We start from the raw sequence: 24432 nt of genomic DNA, 5'->3' as shown, positions 1-24432 counted from the left end.
TCATGCGTCCAGGGCAATACGGAGGGCGGCGGCGCAGGCCAGCGGCGCCAGCACCACGGCCAGCACCAGCGAGGCAGCGAGCCAGGCGATCGGTGCAAGCCACGGCAAACCCTGTTGGGCAGCCGCCACGGCGCCGGCGGCGAAGATCACGGCCGGTACGCACAAAGGCAGCAACATCAAGGCCAGCAGCATACCAGAGCGCCGGGTGCCGGCCGTCAGCGCCACCAGCACCGCGCCCAGCAGACTCAGCAGCGGCGTGGCCAGCAGCAGGGCCAGCAACAGCACGGGAATCACCACGCCGGGCAGGTGCAGCATCGCGGCCATCAGCGGCGCAATCACGATCAGCGGCAGCGCGGTGGTGATCCAGTGCGCAAGGATTTTCATGCCCAGCACCAGCGCCAGCGGCTGCGGCGCCAGCACCAGCTGTTCCAGCGAACCGTCCTCGATGTCGCTGGAGAACATCGCATCCAGCGCCAGCAGCATCGCCAGCAGCACGGTGACCAGGATCACACCGCCGGCGATCCGTTGCAGCAAGGTGTCTTCCGGCCCCAGCGCAAACGGGAACAACATGGTCACGATCAGCGCGTACAGCACCGGCATCGCGATGTCGCCGCGCCGGCGCCAGGCCAGGGTGAGGTCGCGCCGCAGCATGGCGGCGCAGGCGGTGGCAAGGCCGGGATGCTTAGCCATGCATGCGGATCCGTCGCGGCTCGCCGCCGTGGAAGCTCACCGTGCCGTGGCTGGTGACCATCGCTGCGCCGCCGGCGTCGGTATGTTTCTCCAGCAAATGGTTCACCAGGGCGATGCCGATGCGGTCCAGGTTCGCGTACGGCTCGTCGAGCAGCCACAGCGTGGCCGGCAGCAGGACCAGCCGGGCGAGCGCCGCGCGTTTCTTCTGGCCGGCCGACAGGCGGCGCACGGGCTCGTCCTCGTAACCGCGCAGGCCGATGTCGGCCAGCACGGAAGCCACGCCCAGGCCTTCGCGCGTGCCGTGCAGGCCCGCGGCGATGCGCAGGTTTTCGCGGGGACTCAGGTCCGCCTTGAGGCCGAGCTGGTGACCGAGGAACAGGATCTGGCCTGCGCACGCGTCGCGCTGCAGCGTCTCACCGTGCCAGAGCAGTTCGCCTTCGCCGCGGTGGAGCAGGCCGGCCAGCATGCGCAGCAAGGTGGTCTTGCCGCTGCCGTTGTCGCCCTCGACCAGGGCCAGTTCGCCCGCGTGCAGCTGAAAATCCAGCGGCGCGAACACCGGTTCGTCCTGGCGATGGAAACTCAGGGCCCGCGCTTCGAGCAGGGGCACGGCGGTGCTGGCGGCAGTCATTCCCGCGATTGTCCGCAATGGCGTCGATGCTGTCCATGCGGCGCACTGCCGCTGAAGCTTCAGGCCACGGTGCGCAGCAGGGCGGCGCCGGCGGCCTCGCCGTGCACATAGGCCAGCTGCCCGTGCGTCCTCGCCAGTGCATCGAGGATGGCCAGGTCCGGACCGATGGCGAACAGGCTGGGTTCGCTCCAGCCGCTGCTGCCCACCCCGATCGCCGGCAGCACGATGGCGCCGGGCTGCGCCTGCAGAGCGCCCAGCAAGGCGTGCTGGGCGGCCAGGTTCTCGGCCGGTGCGCGGCGGCGTGCCTGCGGATTCCAGGCGGTGATGAAGGCCCACGAGCGGCCGCCGACCACCTCGGCCAATGCGGCGGGCAAGGGCAGGTCGACCCGGATCGTGGCCCAGTTCACCGTGTCGATGCACACGTGGTACGCGGTCGAGCGGAACGCTTCGAGCAGGGCCTCATCCATGACGCAGCGCCGGCAGCGGAGGCAGGGTGGAGACAAACAATGCTGCCGCCGCGTCGATATCGATCGTCGTCACGTTCGGATTCTCGCGCAGCAGTTGTTCCAGCAATTGATCCTGGGCGCGGCCGCGTTCCAGCGCATAGGCATAGGGCAGGTGGGTGAAGGTGACCATGCGGTAGCGCGCCATGTAATGGGCGGGGATGCGGGCGGCCAGCAGCGCGCCCAGTTCGCGCTTGGCCAGGTAGTGCGGGTCGGCCACCGAGTCGCGCATTTCCACGTAGTTTTCCAGCGCCATCGCGGCGATCGCGTCGGCGTTCGGTTGGCGCACGCGCTGGAACTCGGCGAACACCTCGGCGCTGTCGCCGGGCGCTGCGGCCAACAGGTTCGCCAGCACCACAGTGTCCTCGAAGCCGCAGTTCATGCCCTGGCCGTGGAACGGCACGATCGCATGTGCCGCATCGCCGACCAGCAGCGCGCGGCCATCCAGATGCCAACGGTCGAGGTACAGGGTGGACAGCGTGCCGACCGGGTTGTGGTCGAAGTCTTCGGCGAAGCGCGGGATCAGCGACAGCAGGCCGGGGAATTGTTCGCTGAAGAACGCTGCCGCTGCGGTCGAGTCGGGCAAGCTGGCGAAGCTGGGCGCCGCGCCTTGCGCGGGCAGGAACAGGGTGACGGTGAAACTGCCTTCCGTGTTCGGCAGCGCGATGCACATGTAGCCGCCGCGCGGCCAGATGTGCAACGCATGCGGCTCCAGCGCGTACTGGTCGCGACCACCGCCGAGTTGCTGCAGCGTGGCCGCGAGCTCATGGGCGGGCGGAATTTCCAGCTCCTTGTAGCCGTGGCCCAGTGCTTCGATCCGCTCGCCCAGCGGCGCATGGGCGTTCATCGCCGCGCGCAAGGCCGAGCCGGCGCCATCGGCACCGATCAGCAGGCCCACCGCCTGTTCGCGTTCCACGCCCGCGCCGTCCGCCAGCCGGATGCGCTGCTGCCCGAAATCGGCGGCGACCAGGCTCTGGCCGAAGTGAAAGGTGACCCCCGCCGCCTCGGCCGCATCCAGCAGCAGCATGTTCAAGGCGCCGCGCGAGACCGACCAGATCACCTCGCTGTCGTCCACGCCGTAGCGCTGCAGCGCGCTGTGGCCGTCGCGATCGTGCACCATGCGGCCGCGCATCATCACCGCCCGTTGCAGCACGTCGTCGGCCAGCCCGGCGCTGCGCAAGGCCTGCAGGCCGCGCTCGGCCAGCGCCAGGTTGATCGAGCGGCCACCGAGAAAGCCGGCCAGCCGCGGATCGGGCCGCTTCTCGAACACCTCGACCGCAAAGCCGCGCTGCGCCAGCTGCTGCGCCAGCAACGCGCCGACCAGGCCGCCGCCGATGAGGGTGATGGGTTGCTGCGCCATGCTGCGATCCGTCGATGAGGTTCGCCCACTGTTCCGCAAGCAGGGCGGGACTGCAATCCCGGATGACTTTCATGCGGCCGGGGGCACAGAAAAAGGGCCGACCCTGGCGGGCCGGCCCTTTCCGGTCATGCGTTTGCCGATGGCTTACTGGCAGGTCACGCCGACCGCGTTGAACGCCGCCACCACGTCACTACGCGGGTAGCCGTAGTCGTCCGCGGCGCTTTCCACGCCACAGGCGCCCGATTTGAACGTGGAAGTGGCCGTCCAGTACATCTCGTTGGCACGCGCGAAGACCTCGAAGGCCTTCTTCGTGTTCCAGTTGGACGACTTGGCCAGCGTGCAGAACGCCTTGTTGTAGACGCCACTGGAATAGTGCACGTCCAGGCCGCTGTAGTAGTCCGCCGCGTTGCCGATCGAGTCGCCGTCCAGCGTGGGCGTGCACATCCAGCGCAGCGCGGTGCCGTTCTTGATGATCTCGGCGCCGACCAGCCAGTCGTTGCTGCCGCGGTCGAAGTACTCGGCCGCTTCGCCCGCCATGTCCGAGAACGCCTCGTTCATGCCGCCGGACTGGCCGGAATACTGCAGGTTGGAGTTCTGTTCGGTGAAGCCGTGGCTGATCTCGTGGCTGGTCACGTCCAGCGAGGTCAGTGGGTAGAAGTAGCTGGCGCCGTCGCCGAAGTTCATCGACGAGCCGTTCCAGAACGCGTTCTCGTAGTTGCGACCGTAGTGCACGTTCATCACCAGCTGGAAGTTCAGCGGCGGTGCGCCCAGCCAGTCGTTGTACATGTCGTGCACGACGCTGCCGAAGTGGTGCGCGTCGTTGATCGGCGAGTAGGCGCCGTTCACGGCATCGCCGCTGCTGTTCGGGCAGATGAAGCTCCACAGCGTGCCACGGCGAGTGCTGCTGGCCATGTTGTTGGTCTTCACGTCCGGGTTCTGCATATAGCAGGTGGAACCGGACTGGGTGACCGCGAGCGCAGCGTAGTCGGTACCGTAAAAGTACTGGCCAGTCTTCTGGTTGCCGCCGGCGCCGGTCGCGAGCGCCGGCGTGCCGGTGACACCGCCGCCACCGCCGGGCTTGCCCTTGGTGGTGAGGCCTTCCCAGGATTCGATCACTTCCCCGGTGTTGGCGTCGATGATCGCCATCGGGCGCGTCGGCGTACCGTTGCGATCGACGAAGAACGAAGTGAGGTAGGCGAGGCGGGCGCGATTGCCCTCGGCGTAGACGTACAGGTCGCTTTTCGCATTCTGGATGTCGCTTTCCCGCACGCCGTTGACGCCAATGCCGAAGGGCAGCAGGCCGGCATGTGAACGCAGGAGGGCAACGGCGCGGGCACCGCTGAGGACCGGCGCGACCGAGGCAATGTCGTGATCGAGGCCGCGGGAAACTTCGCCGCTGATACCGAGGACGTTGCCGTTGTGGTCGTGTTCCACCACGACGTTGCGACCGTATACCGGCACGCCGCGGAAGGTCTGTTGTTCACGGGTTTTCAGGGTGCCGTGGGCGGTGCGTGCCTGGCGGCGCGGTGACAGCGCGGCGTCGGCGTCCAGGCCGATGCGGTTGGCGAGCGCGGCGGGTGCGATCATTCCCATGGACTGGGCCTGGACGCGGGTGTGCGTGGCGGCCCCGGCGTCGGACATGGCTGCCAGGCCGATGGCTCCCAACAACGCAACGACAAGTGGTTTGTGCATCATCAGTGTTCCCCTCCCAAAGCGTGACTGGACAGACGCACTCGGCCGGCTCTTCCGGTCATGGCGCGTCTTGCGGTCCGGCCGCAGGAAGTCCCCCCGAACAGATCGGCGGCCGGATCGCTGGACGCTACGGTCGTTTGCGGCTACCGGTCAATAAGAACATTTCACAGCGTGATGCCGTTTGTGAAGCCGGTGTGGAGGGCCGATCGGATGAGCTCCCCGGCAAGCCGCCTTCAGAAGCTCATGAAATACCCGCCGTTGACGGGCAGGTTGGCGCCGGTGATGTAGCCGGCTTCGTCGGCGGCGAGGAAGGCCACGGCACGGGCGATGTCGGCGGGCGAACCGAGCCGGCCGACCGGAATACCTGCAATGATCTGTGCGCGGATCTCTTCGGATACCGCGGCCACCATCGGCGTGTCGCAATAGCCCGGCGAAACGGTGTTGACGGTGACGCCCTTGCGTGCGGTCTCGCGTGCCAGCGCCATGGTGAAGCCGTGCACGCCGGCCTTGGCGGCGGAGTAGTTGGTCTGGCCGAACTGCCCGGTCTGGCCGTTGACCGAGCTGATGTTGACGATGCGGCCGAAGCCGCGGGCGGTCATGCCGTCGACCACGTGACGGCACAGGTTGAATACGCCGTCGAGGTTCACGTGCATCAGCTCGTGCCATTGCTGCGCGGTCATCTTGCGCAGGCTGGCATCGCGGGTGATGCCGGCGGCGTTGACCACGATGTCGACGCTGCCGTGCTGCTGCTCGATGCGTTCGATCACCGCGCGGCAGTCGTCGAAGTCGCTGACGTCAACCGGCGCGAAGCTGATCGCTCCATCGAACGCGGCCACTTCGTCGTGGAACGCGGCCACACGCTCTTCGCGCGAGGCCAGGTCCAGCGCGATCACCCGACGTCCCGCGCCGGCCAGCTGGCGACAGATTTCCGTGCCCAAGCCGCCGATGCCGCCGGTGACAAGTGCAACGCGTTGGGGAAGGGTGGCTGGGCTCATCGCAGTGCGTCCATGGGAGGATCATGCCGCGGGGCAGCACATGCCGTGCTGCAACGGCCGGACCGGAAAAGGCAGGGGGTGACAAACGGACGGCGCGTCGATGCGCGCCGTCGATCGGGTCCGGATCAGCCGGACTTCTTGCCGCCGCGGGCGCCGCCGGGCGGCGTCGGCATGACCTGGGCGGCGGTGTCCATCAGCCCGCGCTGCATCGCCTGGAACGCGGCCATGTTGCGCTCGGTCAGGTCGTTCAGCGTGTTCCAGGGAGTCTGGCCCATCAGGCTGTTGAGCTGGCTGCGGAACTGCGTCTGCTGGTCGAGGAACACCTGCAGGCTGCGCTCCAGGTAAGGCCCCATGAAGCCTTGCAGCGAATCGCCGTAGAAGCGGATGATCTGGCTGAGCAACTGCGGCGACAGCATCGGCTGCCCCTTGTCCTCGTGCTCGGAGATGATCTGCAGCAGGACCGAACGGGTCAGGTCCTCGCCGCTCTTGGCGTCGCGGACCTCGAAATCCTCGTTGTCCAGCACCAGCTGGCGGACTTCCTCCAGCGTGATGTAGCTGGAGATTTCCGTGTCGTAAAGACGCCGGTTCGGGTACTTCTTGATGGTGCGCTTGGTTTGTGCCATGCGTCACAAGCTAGCAGAAGATATTGCGTCGCACCAGTCGCACCGCTCCATTCATGCTGCAGTGCAAGGCTGCAGCATTTTCGGCGGCTCAGTGTCCGACGGCGCCACCGGTATTGCCGAACGGTGGCCGGGCGAACCAGATCAGTGGAATCAGCGCCAGGAACATCACGCCGCAGACGATGTACACGTCGTTCACTGCCAGGGTCAGTGCCTCGCGGGTGATCAACTGGTCGACGATGCCCAGGCTCTGGGTGGAAGAAAAGCCGCCATGCTGGAGTTGCTGCAGGAAGTGTGTCGCCGCCGGCGCGGCCGCGTTGACGTGCTCGGTCTGCACCGCATGGTGATATTCGCCGCGGTGCTGCCACAGCGTCACGGTGGCGGCGGTGGAAATGCTCGAACCCAGCGTGCGGCAGAAGTTGGCCAGTCCCGAGGCGCTGGCCACCTGATCCGCGGGCAGGCCGGACAGATACATCTGGTTGAGCGGAATGAAGAAACAGGCGATGCCGATACCCATCACGAAGCGCGGCAGCACCAGGGTGCTGAACGACGCCGAGCTGTCGAAGCCGGCGAACCAGAACGAGGTGACCGCGAACACGATGAAGGCAAACGTGACCACCGCGCGCAGTTCCAGCCGCTGGATGTTGGCGCCGATGATCGGTGCCATCACGAACGCCAGCACGCCCACCGGCGCGCTGGCCAGGCCGGCCCAAGTGGCGGTGTAGCCCAGGGTGATCTGCAGCCACAGCGGGAACACCACGTTGATGCCGAAGAACGCCATCATGCCCAGCGACAGCGCGATGACCGCCACGGTGAAGTTGCGCGACTTGAACAGCGACAGGTCGATCACCGGGTGCTTGGCGAACAGTTCCCACACGATCAGGAAGGTCAGGCAGACCAGCGCGACGATGCCCAGGGTCAGGATCATCGGCGAGGAAAACCAGTCGTTGTCGTTGCCGTTGTCCAGCATGAATTGCAGCGCGCCCACGCCGACCACCAGCAGGGTCAGCCCGATCACGTCGATCGGCGCCTTGAAGGTCTTCGTCTCGCGCTTGCGCAGCAGCGCCCAGGTGATGATCGCGGCCAGCGCGCCGACCGGCACGTTGATGTAGAAGATCCACGGCCATGACAGGTTGTCGGTGAGCCAGCCGCCCAGGATCGGTCCGAAGATCGGCGCCACCACCACGGTCATCGCCCACAGCGCCAGCGCGATGCCCTGTTTCGCCTTGGGATAGCTGGACAGCAGCAAGGCCAGCGACAGCGCCACCATCGGGCCGGAACCGGCGCCCTGCAGCAGGCGACAGATCACCAGCATCGGCATGCTGGTGGCCATGCCGCACAGCATCGAGAACAGCACGAACAACCCCACCGAAGCGATAAAGGTACGCACCTCGCCGAAACGGCGGGCCAGCCAGCCGGTGAGTGGCTGCATGATCGCGCTGGCCAGCGCGTACGAGCTGATCGTCCAGGTGCCTTCGCTGGGACTGACGCCGAGGCTGCCGGCGATATGTGGTACCGAGACGTTGACGATCGTCATGTCCAGCACCTCCATGAAGGTGCTGAAGGCGACAGCGATGGTCAGCAGGACCAGCGCGCCGCCCTGCAGCGGCTTCAACGGCGTGGCGTCGTTCGGGGTGGCGGCCATCGGCGGGGTCCGGCTCAGTGGGCGGCGTGGGGGAGGTTGGCGCGGATGATCTGCGTGGCTTGCGCGTCCGCCTTGCTGGCCATCTGCTCGTACACGTCGGTTTGCGCCACCGGCTGCGTTGCCGGCGCGGTCGCCAGCACGTTGCCCTTGTCATGGGTGATGTCGATGGTGGTTTCGGTGGACAGGCCGATCCGTAGCGGGTGCTTGTCCAGCTCCTTGTTGTCCAGCGAAATGCGCACCGGCACGCGCTGCACCACCTTGATCCAGTTGCCGGTGGCGTTCTGCGCGGGCAGCAGCGAGAACACGCTGCCGGTACCGGCGCCCAGGCCGATCACCTTGCCGTGGTATTCGGCATCGTCGCCGTAGACATCGGAGACGATCTTCACTGGCTGGCCGATGCGGATGTGGCGCAGCTGGCTCTCCTTGAAGTTCGCATCCACCCATAGGTCATGCAGCGGCACCACGGTCATCAGCTGCTGTCCGGCGGCCACGCTGTTGCCCAGCTGCACGCTGCGCTGGGCCACGTAACCGGAGACTGGCGCGTAGATCGCGTTGCGCTGCGCGGCGACCCATGCCGCGCGGAAATTCGCGCGCGCCTGCAGTACGGACGGGTTCTGCGCCACATCAGTGCCTTCGGTGGCCGCGTGCGCGGCGGCAGCCTGGGCTTCGGCCGCTTCCAGCGCAGCCTGCGCCTGCGCCACGCCATCGCGCAGATGTTGCACGATCTCTGGCGATTCGGCCTGGGCAGCGATCAGCGGCAGGCGGCGCTGCAGGTCGGCCTGGGCCTTCTTCAACGCGAGCCTGGCCGTGACGACCTGGGCGTCGGCACCGGTGGCCGAACTGGTCTGCTGGCGCACGCCGCGCACGGCCTGGGCCAGCGCGCTGCGGGCCTGTTCAAGTCGGGTCTCGGCGTCGGTCGCGTCCAGTTTCACCAGCACCTGGCCAGCTTCCACGCGCTGCGTGTCGTCAGCGAGGATGGCCACCACGGTGCCGGGCACCTGGGCGGAAATCGCCACCTGGTTGCCGCCGACGTAGGCGTTGTCGGTCTTCACGCGAGTGGAAAACACGAACAGCCACAGCAGGAACCAGATCACCCCGGCAAGGATGAACACCGCGGCGACGATCAGCAGGGCGCGCCGGCGCTTGGCCGGATTCTTCGCGGCCATGCCGCTGTCATTGCTGTCGACAGTTTCGGATTCAGTGGCGCTCATGGTCGGAAGCTCCGGCATTGACAGAAGAGGAAGGGAAGGTGGCATCGTCGGCGCTGCGATAACCGCCGCCGAGCGCCTTGATCAGGGCGAGATCCGTGCTCAGCGCCTGTGCCTGCAACTGGGTGGCGGCATCGCGCTGTTGCAGCAGGGTCGCCTTGGCGCCAAGGCTTTCACGCAGGTCGCGCACGCCCTGGCGGGCACGCGCCTGCGCATTGGCCAGCAGGACCTTGTCGGCATCCAGCTGGGCCTGTTGTTCGCGCAGGCGGGCCGCGACCTGTTCGGCGCTCAGCGACTGGGTGGCCACCTCGCGGGCGGCGGTCAGCACCGCGCTGTCGTACTGGGCGACGGCGGCATCGAGCTGGGCCTTGCTGACGCCGTAGTTGGCCTCGAGCGTGCCGCCGTTGAAGATCGGCAGGTGCAGTGCGGGCGTCACCGCGAAGGTGCGACTGCCCGCGGTGAGCAACTTGCCCATGTCGATGCTGGACAGGCCGGCCAGCGCCTTGATGCTGAAGTCGGGAAAGAACTGGGCACGGGTGGCATCGGTCTGCTTCAGTGCCGCCTCGACCTGCCAGCGGCTGGCCGCGATGTCGGGGCGACGGGCCAGCAGGTCCAGGCTGGCATCCGCCGGTACGCCGCCGCTGATCACGGGCAGCGGGCTGGCGTGCAGCTCCGGCAGCTCGGCCGGCGCCACGCCGAGCAGGGAAGCCAGCGCCGCGCGGCGGATCTTCGCCGAGCCGTCCAGTGCCACCCGCATCTCGCGCACCGCCGCCAACTGCGCACGGGCCTTCTGCGCCTCGTCGGGCAGGTCCACGCCCTGTTTCACGCGCAGATCGGCGATGTGGGCGAACTGCTGTTGCGTGGCCAGCAGGCGGTCGGCCAGTTGCAGCCGCGCCTGGTCGGCCTGCCAGCCAAAGTAAGTGTCTGCCACGGCGTACTGGATCGCCAGAGCCGCGGCGCTGCGCTGGGCCTGGGCGGCGCGCGCCTGGTCCAGCGCGGCTTCCATGGTGGCGCGCTTCTTGCCCCACCAGTCGAAATCGTATTCCAGCTGCACGCCGAGATCGGCCTGGTTGTACCAGCTGAAGCCCAGGAACTTGCTGGGAATCAGGCCGTGGTCGCTCATCCGCGTGCGCGACACCTGCGCGCTGCCGTTGACCGACAGGCCGAGTTGGGCCGCCGCGAGCTTCGCCGACTGTTCGGCGTTCTCCACGCGGCTGCGTGCCAGCGCCAGGTCCGGCGACTGCTGCATCGCGCGGCCCATCAGGTCGTCCAGTTGCGGATCGTTGTACTGCCGCCACCATTCGGCGCTGGGCCAGCCGGGGCGAACGGCCGTCTGCAGGCCGGCCAGGGGCGCCTCGTCGCGCAGCGCGGGCGTGTCCAGCTTGGCCGGGGCGCGGGCACAGCCTGCCAGCATCAGCACGATGGCGGCGACAAGCACGGTGCGACCGCAATGCGGGGCATGCTTCATCGGGGTTTCCTTCATGGGTGGCGGCTTTCGCCCAGTTGGTCGAGGTTGCCGGCCAGTTTGCGCAGCAGACGGTCAAGTTGACGTTTGTCGGTGGCGCTGAAGCCGGCGAACATGTTGGCAAGGCGGGGGAACATCGGCGGCAGCATTTTCTGCACCAGCCGCCGGCCTGCCGCGGTGATGCGGATAACCACCTTGCGCCGGTCGCTGGCGCCGGCGCCGCGGCTGATCAGGCCGCGCTTGACCAGCGCGTTGCCGATGCGGGTCATGTTGGTCGCGCCCTGGTTGGTGTAATCGCACAGCTCGCCGGGCGTGGAAATCCCGTCGGGGCGGCTGTACAGGATCATCAGGGTGAGAAATTCGCTGTGATTGAGCCTGTTCGGCTTCAGCTCGGACTCGAGTTCCTCCTCGATGTCCTGCCCAAGCATCAGCATCAGGCGGCACAGGCGTGCCTCGGCCGCAGGCATTTGCGGAATGATCCCGCTCACTCGCCCGATGCCCTCGTCCATCATCGCGATGCACTGCTTCAGTTGCGCCATTTCACTGATTCATATTTCACCAGTGAAGTAAAATATCAGCAGGTGGCCTACGCCTGCAAGTATCCGTCAGTGGATGCCGAACAGGCGCCGGGTGTTGGCGCGTGTCAGGTCGGCGACATGCTGTTCCGATTCCCCGCGCAGGCTGGCCACGCAGCGCAAGACCTCGACCACCCGGGCCGGCTCGTTGCGCTCACCGCGGTGGAAGGCATCCGGCTGGTCCGGCGCGTCGCTTTCCAGCAGCAGGAATTCGAGCGGCATGCCCGCCACGATGCGGCGCAATCGCTGCGCGCGTTCGTAGGTCACCGGGCCGCCGATGCCCAGGTGAAAACCCATGTCCCACAGTTGGCGGGCCTGCTGCTCGCTGCCGGAAAAGCTGTGCACCACGCCACGCAACCCGCCCTGGCGCCGCAGGGTGAGGATGACTTCCTCCAGCGCGTTGCGGGCGTGCACGATCACCGGGAGTTCGTGTTCGCGTGCCAGTTCCAGCTGGCGCAGGAAGTACTCGCGCTGCATGTCCGCGTCCAGGTCCTCGCGATGGAAGTCCAGCCCGATCTCGCCGACCGCCACCGGTCTGCTGTCGTTCAGCAGCGAAGACAGCGCCTGCACATTCGCGGGAACATGATTCGACAGGAATACCGGGTGGAGACCCCACGCCGGGTGCAATGCAGGATGACGACCGCAAAGCTCGCCGATGACCGGCCAGCTGGCGGCATCCACGGACGGCACGACCATGGTGTCCACGCCAGCCTTGAGTGCCCGTGCAATCACTTGGTCGCCGTCGTCCCGGAAAGCGGAGTCATTGAGATGCACGTGGCTGTCGGCGATCTTGCGCATGGTCGATTTTCGTGTCGTGGCCGAGAGAAATGTCGTGATGGCGTGAAGATAATGTAGCCGGACCGAGCTAACTCCGATTCAGTTGGAGCAAGGTTCAATGAACTCGCATGTTATTGCGCTCGCACCCGGCAATGCAGCCAGCCACAAAACAAAACAGAGGAGAGGTTGTTATGAACAGATTGACGATCAACGTGCTCAATATCGCGATCGCTGCGGTACTGGCGACCGGCATTTCCGCCTGCAATCGCAACGCCGACGCGGGCGTCTCCAACGGTACGGCCGACGCCGGCAGCACGGATGCCGGCGGCGCCGCCGTGAAGTATGCCAAGGTCGTCAGCGTCGATCCGGTGCGCTCCACGGTGAACAACCCCAAGCAGGTCTGTCACGACGAAACCGTAACGCACACCGCTCCCCCGAAGGATGAGCATCGCATTGCCGGCACCGCGATCGGCGCGGTGGTGGGCGGGCTGGTCGGCAACCAGGTGGGCGGCGGCAAGGGCAAGACCCTGGCAACCGTGGCCGGTGCCGTCGGTGGCGGTTATGCCGGCAACCGCATCCAGGCCAGCAAGCAGCATGGGCAGGTGACCTCGACGGTCGAGCGCAAGTGCGAAACCGTGAACAACAGCACCACCAAGATTGTCGGCTACGACGTGCGCTACGAGTACAACGGCGTGACCCGTACCGTGCGCATGGATCACGATCCGGGCGACCGCGTGCAGGTGCAGGAAGGTGTCACCGCCGTGTCGGACGCCCACTGAAACCCCTCTCCCTCCCCGTAACAAGGAACTGACCCATGAATGCACTCACCAGCAAGTTGGCACTCGTTGCGGCAATGACCGGCGGGCTGGCCCTGGCCGGCTGCGCCACGACGCCCTACGGCAACAACGGCGGCTATAACGGCGGCTACCAGTCGCAGCAAGGCAGCTACGGCAACCGCAACGTCCGTTGCCAGTCTTGCGGCGTGGTGCAGGAAGTGCAGCAGGTCTATACGGATGGCAGCAGCGGCAACGGCGGCACGCTGGGAGCGATCATCGGTGCGGTTGCCGGTGGCGTGCTGGGCAACCAGGTGGGCAAGGGTGACGGTCGCAAGGCTGCCACCGTTGCCGGCGCGGTCGCTGGTGGCGTGGTCGGCAACCAGGTAGGCAAGCGTAACAGTGGCAGCGATGTCGCCTGGCGCGTCGTGGTTCGACTGGACAATGGCCAGTACGCCACGGTCACCCAGCGCGAGAACCCCGGCGTTCGCAATGGTGACTATGTCGAGGTGCGTGGCGACCACGTCTACGCGCGCTGATGCATATCGCGTAGTTTGATATTTGGACGTCTGGACGTCCAAATAAAAAGGCCCTCGAAAGAGGGCCTTTTTTCTTGTCGCTTGGTGCGTTCATGGATGACCGCAAATGCACTTTACGGTTCAATTCACCGCGTAGAAGGCGTGTTCGCCGATCGTCACGCTGGGGCGGTTGTGCGACCACGCGGGCGAGATGGCGGTGGTGGCGAAGTGATCGGCGCGCGGGACCACCATGCGACGTTCTGCCACGGGCAACTGCCAGTTGTGCAGCGACATGCCAGCGATCTGCCATGCCTTGTTGAACGCTTCGAGGTTGGTGATCTCGAACGAACCGGGCGTGGTCGTCGTGGCGAACTGGTGCGGTGCCGTCACCACCTTGCAGACGGTGTCGCCCCAGCGACCGCGATCGCGACGGCGCAATGCCACTTCAGCGACCGCCAGCTGGCCATTGATCGGCTCGCTGCGTGCTTCGAGATACACCGTGGTGGCCAGACAGGCCTGATCGGCGACGGGTTGTGGCATCAACGTGGTCAGCCACAACAGCATGGAAAGTTTCATGTTCTGCCTCCAGCGTGCTGTACGCGCGAAGCAGAAGCAGCTTCACGTGCCGTTGCGGTGGACGGGCGGGCAGGCCGTTCCACCTGGATCTGTCGTCATGGCCGAAACTTGTGGCCATGGCGCTTTGCCACGGGATTGTGGCGGTCGAACGACGGTCAGGCCGTTCGGGGGACTGGTTTCGGTCGGGCGTTGCGCGGCGCTATGGGCCGTATTGCCTGCGACTTGTACGCACTCGTTGGCTGCGAGGCGTTGTTCCATCCGGCGATGTGGCTGCCGGGTCGCGCCGATTCGGAATTCATCCGGTTCGTCGCGTCAATCGACACCCCGTGTTACGGGTGCCGCGATATTCGATCGGCGGAGCCTAGTGGCGGAAATCGCCGCTGGCAAGTGCCGGGGTGCCGAAGTTTAACCGGCACTCACGATGGGTTGACAAGTGCCATCGCGAATCTCGTTGTTATCACGAACTATTGTGTTCACGACGGCCACGAAGAAAGCAGGGTCATTGCGACATCGTCGTCGAGAATCAGCGTGTTCACGTCATTCGCTTCGGCGACAAGTTCGTCATTCAATATCGCGAGTGCCTCGAACGTCCTGTCGGTTGCAATCACGTCAAGCACGCGCCCGATGTCGCGCTCTTCCTTTCGCAGCACGTCGCCCGCATCTGCAGCTTGCGACAATGTGACGCGATGCAGGTGTCGCTTGTGGCCGCCACGAAAATGCAGGCGCGCCACGATTTCCTGGCCGGGATAGCAACCCTTGTCGACCACCACGGCCTGCAGGCGTTGCAGCGAGATTGCCGGCGGCAACAGTTCGCCCAGGCACGATTCCGGCAACCACGGCCAGCCGTCGCGCAATTGCGGCAATCGCCAGGCGTCGTCGCCGACGCTGGTGATGCGCAGGCTGTGCGAGTCGCAACCGAACGAAACATCGCCGTCGTCATCGCCGGTCGGTCCGGTCACCAGCGATCCCTGCGCCAGCGCAGGTCCGCTGGCGAGATGCCGCGGTGGCAATGCGGTGATGCGCACTTTCGAACGGAACACGAAACGGCGCAGCGCCTCGGCCATCACCGCGGCGCTGCCGCCACGCAACAGCAGCAGGTAGCGATCATCGGCGAGACGCGCCAGATGAAAGAGCGTCAGCACGCGTCCTCGTGGATCGAGCCAGGCGCTGAATTGCCATCGATCGACCGTCAGCGATTTCACGGCGCTGCTGAACTGGGCGTGCGCGAATGCAGGCGCGTCGGCACCTTCGAGCAACAATGTTTCGGCGGGCAGGGGCAGGTTCATGGGAATGGCGGAGTTGGGGACGGAGGGCTGCAGACACAAGGGCGCGGACGCCATGGCACGAGCCTGCATGGTTGTACTGCACTGCCGCAAGTATTAACCTTTGTCGGCTTACAAAAACCATGTCCAATACCACGACTCCCGCCGAATCCCATCCTGCTTCCGTTCCTGCGGAAACGACTGCCGTGCCTGCGGGCAAGCCATCGGAAAAGGATTCCACGGAGCGCGCGGTTCCCGATCCCACGCGTTATGGTGACTGGGAAAAGAACGGACGCTGCATCGACTTCTGAACGTTCGCGCCGGCGCTCGTCGCCGTCGTGCAAGGGGCAGGACAGAGGCGGCATGGACATCAGCGATTCCACACAGGATAGCCGCCATGGCAGATACGCAACGACCGCTCTCACCGCACCTGCAGATCTACAAGAAGCAGGTGCAGATGATGACCTCCATCACGCACCGCGCCACCGGCATCGCGCTGGCCGTCGGCAGCCTGCTCGTCGTCTGCGGCCTGATGCACCTGGCCACTGGTGAGGAAGGCTTCAACCACTTCAGGGGTGTGCTGGGCAGTCCGGTCGGCATGATCCTGATGCTGGGCTGGAGCTGGTCGCTTTTCTATCATCTTTGCAACGGCATCCGGCACCTGCTGCAGGACGCCGGCCTCGGTTATTCGATTCCCCAGTTCGTGCGTTCCAGCTGGCTGTCGGTCATCGGCAGCATCGTGCTGACGGTCGTGGTGTGGGCTTACGTGTTGATGGCCGGGGGTGCGGCATGAGTGCGAAGGATGTCGCCGTGAAGGATCGGCGCAACCCGTTGAAGACGGCTCGCGGCCTGGGTTCCGCCCAGTCCGGCGTGGAGCACTGGTGGACCCAGCGGGTTACCGCGGTGGCGCTGGTGCTGCTGGGCCTGTGGTTCGTGGTCACCGTGCTGTGCCTGCTGCACGCCGATTACGCCACCGCCCGCGCCACCGTGGCCAAGCCGTGGAATGCACTGCTGCTGATCGCTTTCGTGCTCACCATGTTCTGGCATGCCGTGCTCGGTCTGCAGGTGGTGATCGAGGATTACGTGCATACCCGCTGGAAGGAAGTGGTCCTGATGGTGGCGATCAGGTTCCTCGCGGTGCTGGGCGCGCTGGCTGGCGTGCTGGCCGTGCTGCGCATTGCGCTGACCCCATAAGACGCGAGGAAAAGGTTTCATGGAAAGCTACAAGATCCAGCAGCACCTGTATGACGTGATCGTGGTCGGCGCCGGCGGCGCGGGTCTGCGCGCCACCTTCGGCCTGGCCGAGAAGGGGCTCAAGGCCGCCTGCATCACCAAGGTCTTCCCGACCCGCTCGCACACCGTGGCCGCGCAGGGCGGCATCTCCGCCGCGCTGGGCAACATGGGCGAGGACGACTGGCGCTTCCATTTCTACGACACCGTCAAGGGTTCCGACTGGCTCGGTGACCAGGACGCGATCGAGTACATGTGCCGCGAGGCGATCCCCTCGATCATCGAGCTGGAACACTACGGCGTGCCGTTCTCGCGCACCGACGAGGGCAAGATCTACCAGCGCCCGTTCGGCGGCATGACCACGCATTACGGCAAGGGCACCGCGCAGCGCACCTGCGCCGCGGCCGACCGCACCGGCCACGCGATCCTGCACACGCTGTACCAGCAGGCGCTGGCGCATGACGCCACGTTCTTCATCGAATACTTCGCGATCGACCTGATCTTCGACGCGGAAGGCGTCTGCCGCGGCGTGCTCGCGCTCGACATGAACGAGGGCACCCTGCATTTCTTCCGCGGCCATGCCGTGGTGATGGCCACCGGCGGTTATGGTCGCGCCTACTTCAGCGCCACTTCGGCTCATACCTGCACCGGCGACGGCGGCGGCATGGTGCTGCGCGCGGGCCTCGCCCTGCAGGACATGGAGTTCGTGCAGTTCCATCCCACCGGCATCTACGGCGCCGGCTGCCTGATCACCGAAGGCGTGCGTGGCGAAGGCGGTTACCTCACCAACTCCGAGGGCGAGCGCTTCATGGAGCGCTATGCGCCCAGCGCGAAGGACCTGGCCTCACGCGACGTGGTCAGCCGCGCGATGACGTTGGAGATCCGCGAGGGTCGCGGCGTCGGCGAGCACAAGGACCACATCTTCATCAACCTGATGCACCTCGGTCCCGAGGTGATCCACGAGCGGCTGCCGGGCATTGCCGAATCGGCGCGCATCTTCGCCGGCGTCGACGTGACCAAGGAGCCGATCCCGGTCATCCCGACCGTGCACTACAACATGGGCGGCATCCCGACCAACTATCACGGCGAAGTCGTGCAGAAGCGCGGCGACGATGTCGACGCGGTGGTGCCGGGCCTGTTCGCGATCGGCGAAGCGGCCTGCGTGTCGGTGCATGGCGCGAACCGTCTGGGCTCCAATTCGCTGCTCGACCTGGTGGTGTTCGGTCGCGCCGTGGCACATCGCTGCGCCGAGCTGATCAAGCCGGAAACCGCGCACAAGGATCTTCCGGCTAACGTGCTGGACAAGGCGCTGGAGCGTTTCGACGGCCTGCGCAACGCGAACGGCAGCAAGCCGACCGCGCAGATCCGTCTGGAGATGCAGCGCACCATGCAGAGCGATGCGGCGGTGTTCCGCACCGGCAAGACGCTGAAGGAAGGCTGCGAAAAGATCTCCGCCGTGCGCGACTCGTTCAAGGACGTGCGCGTCAGCGATCGTTCGCTGGTGTGGAACTCCGACCTGATCGAGACGCTGGAGCTGGCCAACCTGCTGGATCAGGCGGTCGCCACGATGTACGGCGCCGCGCAGCGCGAGGAAAGCCGCGGTGGCCATGCGCGCGAGGACTTCCCCGAGCGCGACGACGTCAACTGGATGAAGCACACCCTGGCGTGGGTCGACGAGACGGGCAAGCCGCGGTTCGATTCCCGCCCCGTGCACATGAATCCGATGACCGACGAGGTCAAAGCCGTGCCGCCGGCGAAACGCGTTTACTGATGCCGCCAGGCGGCTGCGGCCGCCTCGTGGCATGGACATCATTGGTTGTACGGTCGGGGCGCAAGCCCTCCTGCAGAAAGTCGAAGGGTTCAGCACATGGCAGAGTTTTCGCTACCGAAGAATTCGAAGATCCAGCCGGGCAAGCATTACCCGGCCAAGGATGCGAAGAAGCCGCGCACTTTCCGTATCTATCGCTGGTCGCCGGATGACGGGCAGAACCCGCGCATCGATACCTATGAGGTCGACCTGGCCGCCTGCGGTCCGATGGTTCTGGACGCGCTGCTGAAGATCAAGAACGAGATCGATCCCACGCTGACCCTGCGTCGCTCCTGTCGCGAAGGCATCTGCGGTTCGTGCGCGATGAACATCGACGGCACCAACACGCTGGCCTGCACCAAGGCGATCGGCGAATGCGATGCGGGCGACGTGAAGATCTACCCGCTGCCGCACATGCCGGTGGTGAAGGACCTGATCCCGGACCTGACCCACTTCTACGCCCAGTTCGCCTCGATCAAGCCGTGGCTGCGCACGCAGAGCCCGGCGCCGGATCGCGAGCGCCTGCAGTCGCCGGAAGAGCGCAAGAAGCTCGACGGCCTGTACGAATGCATCCTGTGCGCCTGCTGCTCGACCAGCTGCCCGAGCTACTGGTGGAACGGCGACAAGTACCTCGGTCCGGCGATCCTGCTGCAGGCGTACCGCTGGATCGTCGACAGTCGCGACGAAGTCACCGGCGAGCGCCTGGACGACCTTGAAGACCCGTTCAAGCTGTACCGCTGCCACACCATCATGAACTGCACGCGGACGTGCCCCAAGGGTCTCAATCCGGCCAAGGCGATTGCCGAGATCAAGAAGTTGATGGTGGAGCGGCGTTCAGCCTGATCGCGCCGCGCGTCATTCACGACGACAGGCCGCCGCGTGCGGCCTGTCGCGTTCTAGCGCAACGGTTACACTGCGCATTCATGGATACGACCGAGCCCCGTGATGGATGAAGCCCGCATCAAGCGCCTGCGCTGGCGCGCCCGCCGCGGCACGCGCGAGCTGGACGCGCTGTTCGGCGGCTGGCTGGACGAGTGCTTCGCCGGTGCGGACGAAGCGCAGCGGCAGGCGTTCGACCAGCTGCTCGACGTGCAGGACCCTGACCTGTGGGACTGGGTGATGGGCCAAGCCCGCCCCGAGCGCGCGGACTGGCAGGCGATCATCGATGACATCCGCGCCCGCCATCGGCTTTGAATACCGACCTTCGCGGCTGCTGCGGGCGGCGCTGATCCTGGTCGCCGGGGCCGCGCTGCTGGCCACGCTGCTGTGCATGATTCCGTGGTGGTCGAAGCTGTTGCTGGCGGCGATCGTGTTGCTGTCGACGGCTCTCGTGCTGCGACGCCTGGCCAGCGGTCCCGTGGTGGCGGCGGGCTGGAGTGCCGACCAGGCGTGGACCTTGCGCCTGCACGATCACGAAGACGTGCCGGCCACGCTGAGTTCGTTCCGTGTGCTTGGCGAAATGATCCTGCTGCGCCTGCGCACTGACGCGCACGGGACGCAGATGCTGCTGATCGCCACGGACAACAGCAATGCAGACACCCGTCGAAGGCTGCGCATGCGGCTGGCCACGATCCAGGCTGCCGACGCCTTGCCCCGCCTGTGACTGAACCGCAACTTCCGCCGCGCGGCAGGGTCCGAGCGAATACCTGATAATGGATGACCGGGCGGCCCGCCCTGCGACTCCCCACAAGCGACCCGCCCATGTTCCGACCGCTCGAACTTTTCATCGGCCTGCGCTACACCCGCGCCAAGCGGCGCAACCAGTTCATCTCCTTCATCTCCACCGTGTCGATCGTGTGCATCGCGATCAGCGTGATCGCGCTGATCACGGTGATGTCGGTGATGAACGGCTTCGACTACCAGATGCGCTCGCGCATCCTCGGCGCGATCTCGCACGCCACGGTTTCCGGCGTGGGCGAGAGCGTGCAGGAATGGCCGCGCGCGCTGCAGATCGCCGAGGCCAACCCGCATGTGCTGGGCGCGGCCCCCTACGTGGAGACCGAGGCGATGCTGCTGGCCCGCCGTTCCGGCCCGGCGCTGGTGCGCGGCATTGAGCCGGCGCAGGAGCCGAAGGTCGTCGACATCGGCAAGCACATGCTGGAAGGCAAGCTCAGTGAGCTGACTCCGGGCAGTTGGAACATCGTGTTGGGACGCGAACTGGCGATGACGCTGGGCGTGGGCGTGGGCGATCGGGTGACCATGGCGGTGAACCAGTTGCGCGCCACGCCGATGGGCAGCATGCCGCGCATGCGCGCGTTCCACGTGGTCGGCACGTTCGAGGTCGGCATGGAGCAGTTCGACTCCGGCCTGGCGCTGATCAATATGAGCGATGCGGAGAAGCTCGGCGAACTGAGCGGCCCGACCGGCATCCGCCTGCGCCTGGACGACTTGTTCAATGCGCGCCCGGTGGCCACCGAACTGGCCAACCAGCTGGGCCAGGTCTACCGGGTGCAGACCTGGATGGATACCAACGCGAACCTGTTCGCCGCGCTGTCGATGGAAAAGATGGTGATGTTCATCATCCTGTCGCTGATCATCCTGGTGGCGGTGATCAACCTGATCTCGATGCTGATGATGCTGGTCACCGACAAGCAGGCCGACATCGCGATCCTGCGCACGCTGGGCGCCACGCCGCGCAGCATCATGGGCATGTTCATGGTGCAGGGCGTGCTGGTGGGTTTCGTGGGCATCGGCTTCGGCGTGGGCTTCGGTTCGCTGCTGTCGTGGAAGCTGCCCGGCATCATCAAGTGGATCGAGCACACCTTCCACGTCACCTTCCTGTCGCCGGACGTCTACTACATCAGCGAGGTGCCGAGCCGGCTCGACTGGCACGACGTGGGCTGGACCGCTCTGCTGACCTTCGCGTTCTCGCTGCTGGCCACCCTCTATCCCGCGTGGCGCGCCTCGCGCACGCAGCCGGCGCAGGCGCTGCGCTATGAATAAGACCGTCATGACCGAGAAGACCGAAAACGTGCTGCGCGCCACCGGCGTGGCCAAGACCTATGCCGAAGGCGGGCTGCGCACCGACGTGCTGAGCGACGTCAGCTTCAGCCTGAAGCGCGGGCAGACCATGGCGATCGTCGGCGCCTCCGGCTCGGGCAAGAGCACGCTGCTGCACATCATCGGCGGGCTCGACACGCTGACCGCTGGCGAGGTGGAGGTGGACGGCCGCGTGCTGTCGAAACTGTCCGACGCCGAGCGCGGCCGCGTGCGCAATCGTTCGCTGGGTTTCATCTACCAGTTCCACCACCTGCTGCCGGAGTTCACCGCGCTGGAGAACGTGTGCATGCCGCTGCTGATCCGCGGCACCGCGATCGCCGAAGCGGAAAAACAGGCGATGGTGCTGCTGGAGCGGGTCGGCCTCGGCGGACGCACGCATCACAAGCCGTCCGAGTTGTCTGGCGGCGAGCGCCAGCGCTGCGCCGTGGCCCGGGCGCTGGTGACCCGGCCGGCCTGCGTGCTGGGCGACGAACCCACCGGCAACCTCGACGAGGCCAATGCGGCGCAAGTTTACGAATTGATGCTGGAGCTCAATCGGGAGATCGGCACCAGCTTCGTGCTGGTCACCCACGATCCGCATCTGGCCGCGAAGATGGATCGCACCCTGGTGCTGCACAACGGCAGGCTGCAGGAAGCTCCACGGGACTGACGTCCCGGCGAAAACCTACACGCATTTCATCTGCGCCGCCGCTTCCGCCGCGCTAGTCTCGGCTTCTTCCAGGATGGAACGGGGCGCGCGGCATGGGGCGACTGACGGCGATCACCGCGGCGCTGGCCCTGCTGCTCGGGGTCCTGCTGGTGCAATGGTTGCCGCGACTGCCGCCGCGCGGGTGGCTGCCGTGTCTGGTGCCGGTGATCGTCCTGCTCGCCTGGCGCTGGCCACGCTGGCGCTGGCTGGCCTGCCTGCTGTTCGGCGCGGCGTGGGCGGCGTGGCATGGTGCGGCGGCAATGGATGCGCGGCTGCCGCGCGCGCTGGAAAGGGTCGACCTGGTCGTGGTCGGCAGCATCGCCGATTTGCCGCTGAGCCATCCCGATGCCAGTCGTTTCAGCCTGCGCGTGGAGCAGGCCAGCCTCGATGGAAGGCCCGTCGCGCTGCATGGGCGGATCAGCGTGTCCTGGTACCAGGATGCACCACCGCTGCAGCCATGTTCGCGCTGGCATCTGCTGCTGCGACTGAAGCGGCCTCGCGGCCTGCTGGACCCCGGGGCGGCCGACAGCGAACGTTCCGCGCTGGAGCGCGGCATCGTCGCCACCGGCTACGTGCGGGACGACCCGGACAACCGCTCGCTCGGCGGGCGACGCTGGTGCGTCAACGCGATCCGCGATGCGGTCGCCCGCGGCATCGCCGCACGCGTCGGCGACCACCACGATGCCGCCTTGCTGCAGGCATTCACCGTGGGCGACACCCGCGGCCTGCAGCCGCAGGACTGGGCGGTGGCGCGCGCCAACGGGGTCTCGCACCTGATCGCGATTTCCGGCTTCCATGTCGGCGTGGCCGCGGTGTTCGGCGTGGGGCTGGCATGGCTGTCGTATGCGTTGTGGCCGGGGCTGGGTTTGCGTCTGCCGCGGCCGCTGGCCCAGGCGGCCGCGGCCTTGCTGGTGGCGACGATCTACAGCGCGCTGGCCGGCTTCGGCCTGCCGACGGTGCGCACTCTGCTGATGATCGCCGTGGTGACGCTGGCGCGTTGCGGCCGGCGCGGCAGCGGCGGAGCCCAGTCGCTGGCGCTGGCGATGATCGCGATCCTGCTGTTCGACCCGCTGGCGGTGCTCGCGGCGGGATTCTGGCTGTCCTTTGTCGGCGTGGGCTTCCTGATGCTGTGCCTGCAATCGCGCGGGCGCGGCCTGCGCGCTTTCCTGCACGAGCTGACTGCCGGGCAGCTGGTGATGACGGTGGCCCTGCTGCCGCTGACGATTTGGTTCTTCGGCCAGGCCTCGCTGGTCGGCGCCTTGTCGAACCTGATCGCGGTGCCGCTGGTCAGCTTCGTGATCGTGCCGTGCGCGCTGGGCGGCATGCTGATGCTGGGCCTGTGCCCGCCGCTGGTCGGGCCGGTGTTGTGGCTGGCCGCGCGGATGGCCCACGCGCAATGGTGGTTGCTGGAGCAGATGGCGACCTGGCCGGGTGCGCACTGGTATCTGCCCACCGTACAGCCCTGGGCGCTGCTGCTCGCGGTGCTGGGCGCGCTGTGGCTGTTCATGCCGCGGGGGATGCCGCTGCGCTGGCTGGGCCTGCTGCTGTTCCTGCCCTTGCTGCGGCCACCGCTGTCCACGCCGCCGGAAGGCGCGTTCCAGGCGTGGGTGCTCGACGTGGGACAGGGCCTGTCGGTGTTGCTGCGCACGCACGACCACGTGCTGGTCTACGACGCCGGCGCACGCTATCCGTCGGGCTTCGACCTCGGCGAAGCGGTGGTGCTCCCCGCGTTGCATGCGCTGGGCGTGGGCCGGCTCGACCTGCTGATGATCAGTCACGGCGACAACGACCACGCCGGCGGCGCCCGGGTCGTTGCCGAGGCGTTTCCAGATACGCCGCGCTACGCAGGCGAACCGGCGCGGATGCGCCTGCCGATGCGCCGGTGCGTGGCCGGCCAGGCGTGGACCTGGAATGGCGTGCGCTTCCGCGTGCTGAATCCTCCGGCGGGTGCGACTGACCGCGACAACGACAGTTCCTGCGTGCTGCTGGTGGAGAACGGTTCCGGCCGGCTGCTGCTCAGCGGCGACATCAGTTCCGCGGTGGAGCCCTCGGTGGCGGCGAGTCTCGGAACGGGGCCGCCTGTCGTGCTGCTGGTGCCGCACCATGGCAGCAAGACCTCGTCTGGCGCGGGCTTCATCGCCGCGGTGCAGCCGTCGGTGGCGATCGTGTCGGCCGGATGGCGCAACCGCTTCGGTCATCCGAAGCCCGAAGTGCTGGCGCGCTACGCGGCAGCCGGGGTGCCGGTGTTCAATACCGCGGTGCAGGGCGCCATCGCGCTGGATTTCCCGGTCGATGCCCCGCCACGGCGCGAAGCGGGTTGGCGCCAGCGGCAGCCGCGTTACTGGCGCGAGTGAGGAATGCCACACCCGCCGCAGTACGGCCGGGCCAGACTGCTATCATGCGCGCTTCCTGTCAGGTCG

25 protein-coding genes are annotated in these 24432 nt (G+C 66.6%); 11 read left to right on the top strand and 14 right to left on the bottom strand.

Going from position 1 to position 24432, the window contains the following annotated elements; translation table 11 throughout:
• The 12 genes from ccmB to ASD55_RS11115 form a co-directional block, all read right to left on the bottom strand.
• The gene (ccmB, locus tag ASD55_RS11170; RefSeq protein ID WP_056766162.1) at positions 1 to 690 is read right to left on the bottom strand and encodes a heme exporter protein CcmB; all 690 of its coding nucleotides are present in this window, start codon (positions 688 to 690) and stop codon (positions 1 to 3) included.
• Positions 683 to 1318, bottom strand: coding sequence for a cytochrome c biogenesis heme-transporting ATPase CcmA (ccmA, locus tag ASD55_RS11165; protein ID WP_056766160.1), 636 nt, complete (start codon positions 1316 to 1318; stop codon positions 683 to 685). The genes ccmB and ccmA overlap by 8 nt, the downstream gene beginning before the upstream one ends.
• Before the next feature lie 59 nt (positions 1319 to 1377).
• The gene (locus ASD55_RS11160) at positions 1378 to 1785 is read right to left on the bottom strand and encodes a DUF3293 domain-containing protein (RefSeq protein ID WP_056766159.1); all 408 of its coding nucleotides are present in this window, start codon (positions 1783 to 1785) and stop codon (positions 1378 to 1380) included.
• The gene (locus ASD55_RS11155; protein WP_056766157.1) at positions 1778 to 3181 is read right to left on the bottom strand and encodes an NAD(P)/FAD-dependent oxidoreductase; all 1404 of its coding nucleotides are present in this window, start codon (positions 3179 to 3181) and stop codon (positions 1778 to 1780) included. Before ASD55_RS11155 ends, ASD55_RS11160 begins: the two co-directional genes overlap by 8 nt.
• A gap of 144 nt (positions 3182 to 3325) precedes the next feature.
• Complete coding sequence (locus tag ASD55_RS11150; RefSeq protein WP_056766155.1) at positions 3326 to 4876, bottom strand: M4 family metallopeptidase; 1551 nt, start codon at positions 4874 to 4876, stop codon at positions 3326 to 3328.
• Between the two features lie 230 nt (positions 4877 to 5106).
• Positions 5107 to 5868, bottom strand: coding sequence for an acetoacetyl-CoA reductase (gene phbB, locus ASD55_RS11145; protein ID WP_056766153.1), 762 nt, complete (start codon positions 5866 to 5868; stop codon positions 5107 to 5109).
• 125 nt (positions 5869 to 5993) lie between these two features.
• Positions 5994 to 6491: a polyhydroxyalkanoate synthesis repressor PhaR gene (gene phaR, locus ASD55_RS11140; protein WP_007808062.1), complete on the bottom strand. Its 498-nt coding sequence runs from the start codon at positions 6489 to 6491 to the stop codon at positions 5994 to 5996.
• Positions 6492 to 6579: 88 nt separating this feature from the next.
• Entirely contained in the window at positions 6580 to 8133 is a 1554-nt protein-coding gene (locus ASD55_RS11135; RefSeq protein ID WP_056714642.1) for a DHA2 family efflux MFS transporter permease subunit, read from the bottom strand.
• 14 nt (positions 8134 to 8147) lie between these two features.
• The gene (locus ASD55_RS11130; protein ID WP_056714640.1) at positions 8148 to 9344 is read right to left on the bottom strand and encodes an HlyD family efflux transporter periplasmic adaptor subunit; all 1197 of its coding nucleotides are present in this window, start codon (positions 9342 to 9344) and stop codon (positions 8148 to 8150) included.
• On the bottom strand, positions 9331 to 10809 hold the full coding sequence (locus ASD55_RS11125; protein WP_056766150.1) for an efflux transporter outer membrane subunit: 1479 nt from the start codon (positions 10807 to 10809) through the stop codon (positions 9331 to 9333). Before ASD55_RS11125 ends, ASD55_RS11130 begins: the two co-directional genes overlap by 14 nt.
• Before the next feature lie 11 nt (positions 10810 to 10820).
• Positions 10821 to 11345 carry a MarR family transcriptional regulator gene (locus tag ASD55_RS11120; protein WP_056718285.1) on the bottom strand — a complete coding sequence of 175 codons (525 nt, stop codon included), beginning with the start codon at positions 11343 to 11345 and terminating at the stop codon, positions 10821 to 10823.
• 66 nt (positions 11346 to 11411) lie between these two features.
• Positions 11412 to 12179 (bottom strand): TatD family hydrolase, encoded by a 768-nt coding sequence (locus ASD55_RS11115; protein WP_056766148.1) that lies wholly within the window; start codon positions 12177 to 12179, stop codon positions 11412 to 11414.
• A 170-nt stretch (positions 12180 to 12349) separates the two neighbouring features.
• On the opposite strand from ASD55_RS11115, the gene ASD55_RS11110 reads away from it, so the two are divergent.
• Together ASD55_RS11110 and ASD55_RS11105 are read left to right on the top strand one after the other, a co-directional pair.
• Positions 12350 to 12937, top strand: coding sequence for a glycine zipper 2TM domain-containing protein (locus ASD55_RS11110; protein WP_056766146.1), 588 nt, complete (start codon positions 12350 to 12352; stop codon positions 12935 to 12937).
• A 35-nt stretch (positions 12938 to 12972) separates the two neighbouring features.
• Positions 12973 to 13470 carry a glycine zipper 2TM domain-containing protein gene (locus ASD55_RS11105; protein WP_056718288.1) on the top strand — a complete coding sequence of 166 codons (498 nt, stop codon included), beginning with the start codon at positions 12973 to 12975 and terminating at the stop codon, positions 13468 to 13470.
• A 120-nt stretch (positions 13471 to 13590) separates the two neighbouring features.
• Here the strand turns inward: ASD55_RS11105 and ASD55_RS11100 are convergent, their stop codons facing one another.
• Positions 13591 to 14025: a cell wall hydrolase gene (locus ASD55_RS11100; RefSeq protein WP_056718289.1), complete on the bottom strand. Its 435-nt coding sequence runs from the start codon at positions 14023 to 14025 to the stop codon at positions 13591 to 13593.
• Positions 14026 to 14498: 473 nt separating this feature from the next.
• Entirely contained in the window at positions 14499 to 15311 is an 813-nt protein-coding gene (locus ASD55_RS11095; protein WP_056766144.1) for a folate-binding protein YgfZ, read from the bottom strand.
• Between the two features lie 373 nt (positions 15312 to 15684).
• Between ASD55_RS11095 and sdhC the strand changes: the two genes are divergently transcribed.
• The 9 genes from sdhC to ASD55_RS11050 all read left to right on the top strand — a co-directional run bounded on the left by sdhC (position 15685) and on the right by ASD55_RS11050 (position 24366).
• Complete coding sequence (sdhC, locus tag ASD55_RS11090) at positions 15685 to 16080, top strand: succinate dehydrogenase, cytochrome b556 subunit (RefSeq protein WP_056766140.1); 396 nt, start codon at positions 15685 to 15687, stop codon at positions 16078 to 16080.
• Positions 16077 to 16481, top strand: coding sequence for a succinate dehydrogenase, hydrophobic membrane anchor protein (gene sdhD, locus ASD55_RS11085; protein ID WP_040673274.1), 405 nt, complete (start codon positions 16077 to 16079; stop codon positions 16479 to 16481). Before sdhC ends, sdhD begins: the two co-directional genes overlap by 4 nt.
• Positions 16482 to 16500: 19 nt before the next feature.
• A complete protein-coding gene (sdhA, locus tag ASD55_RS11080; protein ID WP_056718292.1) occupies positions 16501 to 18288 on the top strand; it encodes a succinate dehydrogenase flavoprotein subunit in 1788 nt (595 codons plus the stop codon).
• A 96-nt stretch (positions 18289 to 18384) separates the two neighbouring features.
• Positions 18385 to 19167: a succinate dehydrogenase iron-sulfur subunit gene (locus ASD55_RS11075; protein WP_056718293.1), complete on the top strand. Its 783-nt coding sequence runs from the start codon at positions 18385 to 18387 to the stop codon at positions 19165 to 19167.
• 102 nt (positions 19168 to 19269) lie between these two features.
• Positions 19270 to 19518 (top strand): succinate dehydrogenase assembly factor 2, encoded by a 249-nt coding sequence (locus ASD55_RS11070; RefSeq protein ID WP_056766138.1) that lies wholly within the window; start codon positions 19270 to 19272, stop codon positions 19516 to 19518.
• Positions 19490 to 19927: a protein YgfX gene (locus ASD55_RS11065; RefSeq protein ID WP_056766135.1), complete on the top strand. Its 438-nt coding sequence runs from the start codon at positions 19490 to 19492 to the stop codon at positions 19925 to 19927. The genes ASD55_RS11070 and ASD55_RS11065 overlap by 29 nt, the downstream gene beginning before the upstream one ends.
• Positions 19928 to 20025: 98 nt before the next feature.
• Positions 20026 to 21267 carry a lipoprotein-releasing ABC transporter permease subunit gene (locus ASD55_RS11060; RefSeq protein ID WP_056766133.1) on the top strand — a complete coding sequence of 414 codons (1242 nt, stop codon included), beginning with the start codon at positions 20026 to 20028 and terminating at the stop codon, positions 21265 to 21267.
• Between the two features lie 7 nt (positions 21268 to 21274).
• Entirely contained in the window at positions 21275 to 21973 is a 699-nt protein-coding gene (gene lolD / locus ASD55_RS11055) for a lipoprotein-releasing ABC transporter ATP-binding protein LolD (RefSeq protein ID WP_056718297.1), read from the top strand.
• A gap of 92 nt (positions 21974 to 22065) precedes the next feature.
• A complete protein-coding gene (locus ASD55_RS11050) occupies positions 22066 to 24366 on the top strand; it encodes a DNA internalization-related competence protein ComEC/Rec2 (RefSeq protein WP_056766131.1) in 2301 nt (766 codons plus the stop codon).
• The last annotated feature ends 66 nt before the right edge of the window (positions 24367 to 24432 follow it).

The organism is Rhodanobacter sp. Root561 (assembly GCF_001427365.1).
GTDB lineage: Bacteria > Pseudomonadota > Gammaproteobacteria > Xanthomonadales > Rhodanobacteraceae > Rhodanobacter.
The sequence above is the reverse complement of the archived record's forward strand: the minus strand, read 5'-3'. Positions and strand labels throughout refer to the sequence as shown.

Bases quoted from the DNA above. Each gene is read 5' to 3' on its own strand.
- ASD55_RS11100 (WP_056718289.1), bottom strand. From the start codon at position 14,025: ATGAAACTTTCCATGCTGTTGTGGCTGACCACGTTGATGCCACAACCC.
- ASD55_RS11075 (WP_056718293.1), top strand. From the start codon at position 18,385: ATGGCAGAGTTTTCGCTACCGAAGAATTCGAAGATCCAGCCGGGCAAG.
- sdhC (WP_056766140.1), top strand. From the start codon at position 15,685: ATGGCAGATACGCAACGACCGCTCTCACCGCACCTGCAGATCTACAAG.
- ASD55_RS11050 (WP_056766131.1), top strand. From the start codon at position 22,066: ATGGGGCGACTGACGGCGATCACCGCGGCGCTGGCCCTGCTGCTCGGG.
- ASD55_RS11150 (WP_056766155.1), bottom strand. From the start codon at position 4,876: ATGATGCACAAACCACTTGTCGTTGCGTTGTTGGGAGCCATCGGCCTG.
- ASD55_RS11110 (WP_056766146.1), top strand. From the start codon at position 12,350: ATGAACAGATTGACGATCAACGTGCTCAATATCGCGATCGCTGCGGTA.
- ASD55_RS11135 (WP_056714642.1), bottom strand. From the start codon at position 8,133: ATGGCCGCCACCCCGAACGACGCCACGCCGTTGAAGCCGCTGCAGGGC.
- ASD55_RS11095 (WP_056766144.1), bottom strand. From the start codon at position 15,311: ATGAACCTGCCCCTGCCCGCCGAAACATTGTTGCTCGAAGGTGCCGAC.
- ASD55_RS11125 (WP_056766150.1), bottom strand. From the start codon at position 10,809: ATGAAGCATGCCCCGCATTGCGGTCGCACCGTGCTTGTCGCCGCCATC.
- ASD55_RS11065 (WP_056766135.1), top strand. From the start codon at position 19,490: ATGACATCCGCGCCCGCCATCGGCTTTGAATACCGACCTTCGCGGCTG.
- ASD55_RS11160 (WP_056766159.1), bottom strand. From the start codon at position 1,785: ATGGATGAGGCCCTGCTCGAAGCGTTCCGCTCGACCGCGTACCACGTG.
- ASD55_RS11120 (WP_056718285.1), bottom strand. From the start codon at position 11,345: ATGGCGCAACTGAAGCAGTGCATCGCGATGATGGACGAGGGCATCGGG.
- ASD55_RS11070 (WP_056766138.1), top strand. From the start codon at position 19,270: ATGGATGAAGCCCGCATCAAGCGCCTGCGCTGGCGCGCCCGCCGCGGC.
- sdhD (WP_040673274.1), top strand. From the start codon at position 16,077: ATGAGTGCGAAGGATGTCGCCGTGAAGGATCGGCGCAACCCGTTGAAG.
- ccmB (WP_056766162.1), bottom strand. From the start codon at position 690: ATGGCTAAGCATCCCGGCCTTGCCACCGCCTGCGCCGCCATGCTGCGG.
- sdhA (WP_056718292.1), top strand. From the start codon at position 16,501: ATGGAAAGCTACAAGATCCAGCAGCACCTGTATGACGTGATCGTGGTC.
- ASD55_RS11130 (WP_056714640.1), bottom strand. From the start codon at position 9,344: ATGAGCGCCACTGAATCCGAAACTGTCGACAGCAATGACAGCGGCATG.
- ASD55_RS11060 (WP_056766133.1), top strand. From the start codon at position 20,026: ATGTTCCGACCGCTCGAACTTTTCATCGGCCTGCGCTACACCCGCGCC.
- ASD55_RS11155 (WP_056766157.1), bottom strand. From the start codon at position 3,181: ATGGCGCAGCAACCCATCACCCTCATCGGCGGCGGCCTGGTCGGCGCG.
- phbB (WP_056766153.1), bottom strand. From the start codon at position 5,868: ATGAGCCCAGCCACCCTTCCCCAACGCGTTGCACTTGTCACCGGCGGC.
- phaR (WP_007808062.1), bottom strand. From the start codon at position 6,491: ATGGCACAAACCAAGCGCACCATCAAGAAGTACCCGAACCGGCGTCTT.
- lolD (WP_056718297.1), top strand. From the start codon at position 21,275: ATGACCGAGAAGACCGAAAACGTGCTGCGCGCCACCGGCGTGGCCAAG.
- ccmA (WP_056766160.1), bottom strand. From the start codon at position 1,318: ATGACTGCCGCCAGCACCGCCGTGCCCCTGCTCGAAGCGCGGGCCCTG.
- ASD55_RS11115 (WP_056766148.1), bottom strand. From the start codon at position 12,179: ATGCGCAAGATCGCCGACAGCCACGTGCATCTCAATGACTCCGCTTTC.
- ASD55_RS11105 (WP_056718288.1), top strand. From the start codon at position 12,973: ATGAATGCACTCACCAGCAAGTTGGCACTCGTTGCGGCAATGACCGGC.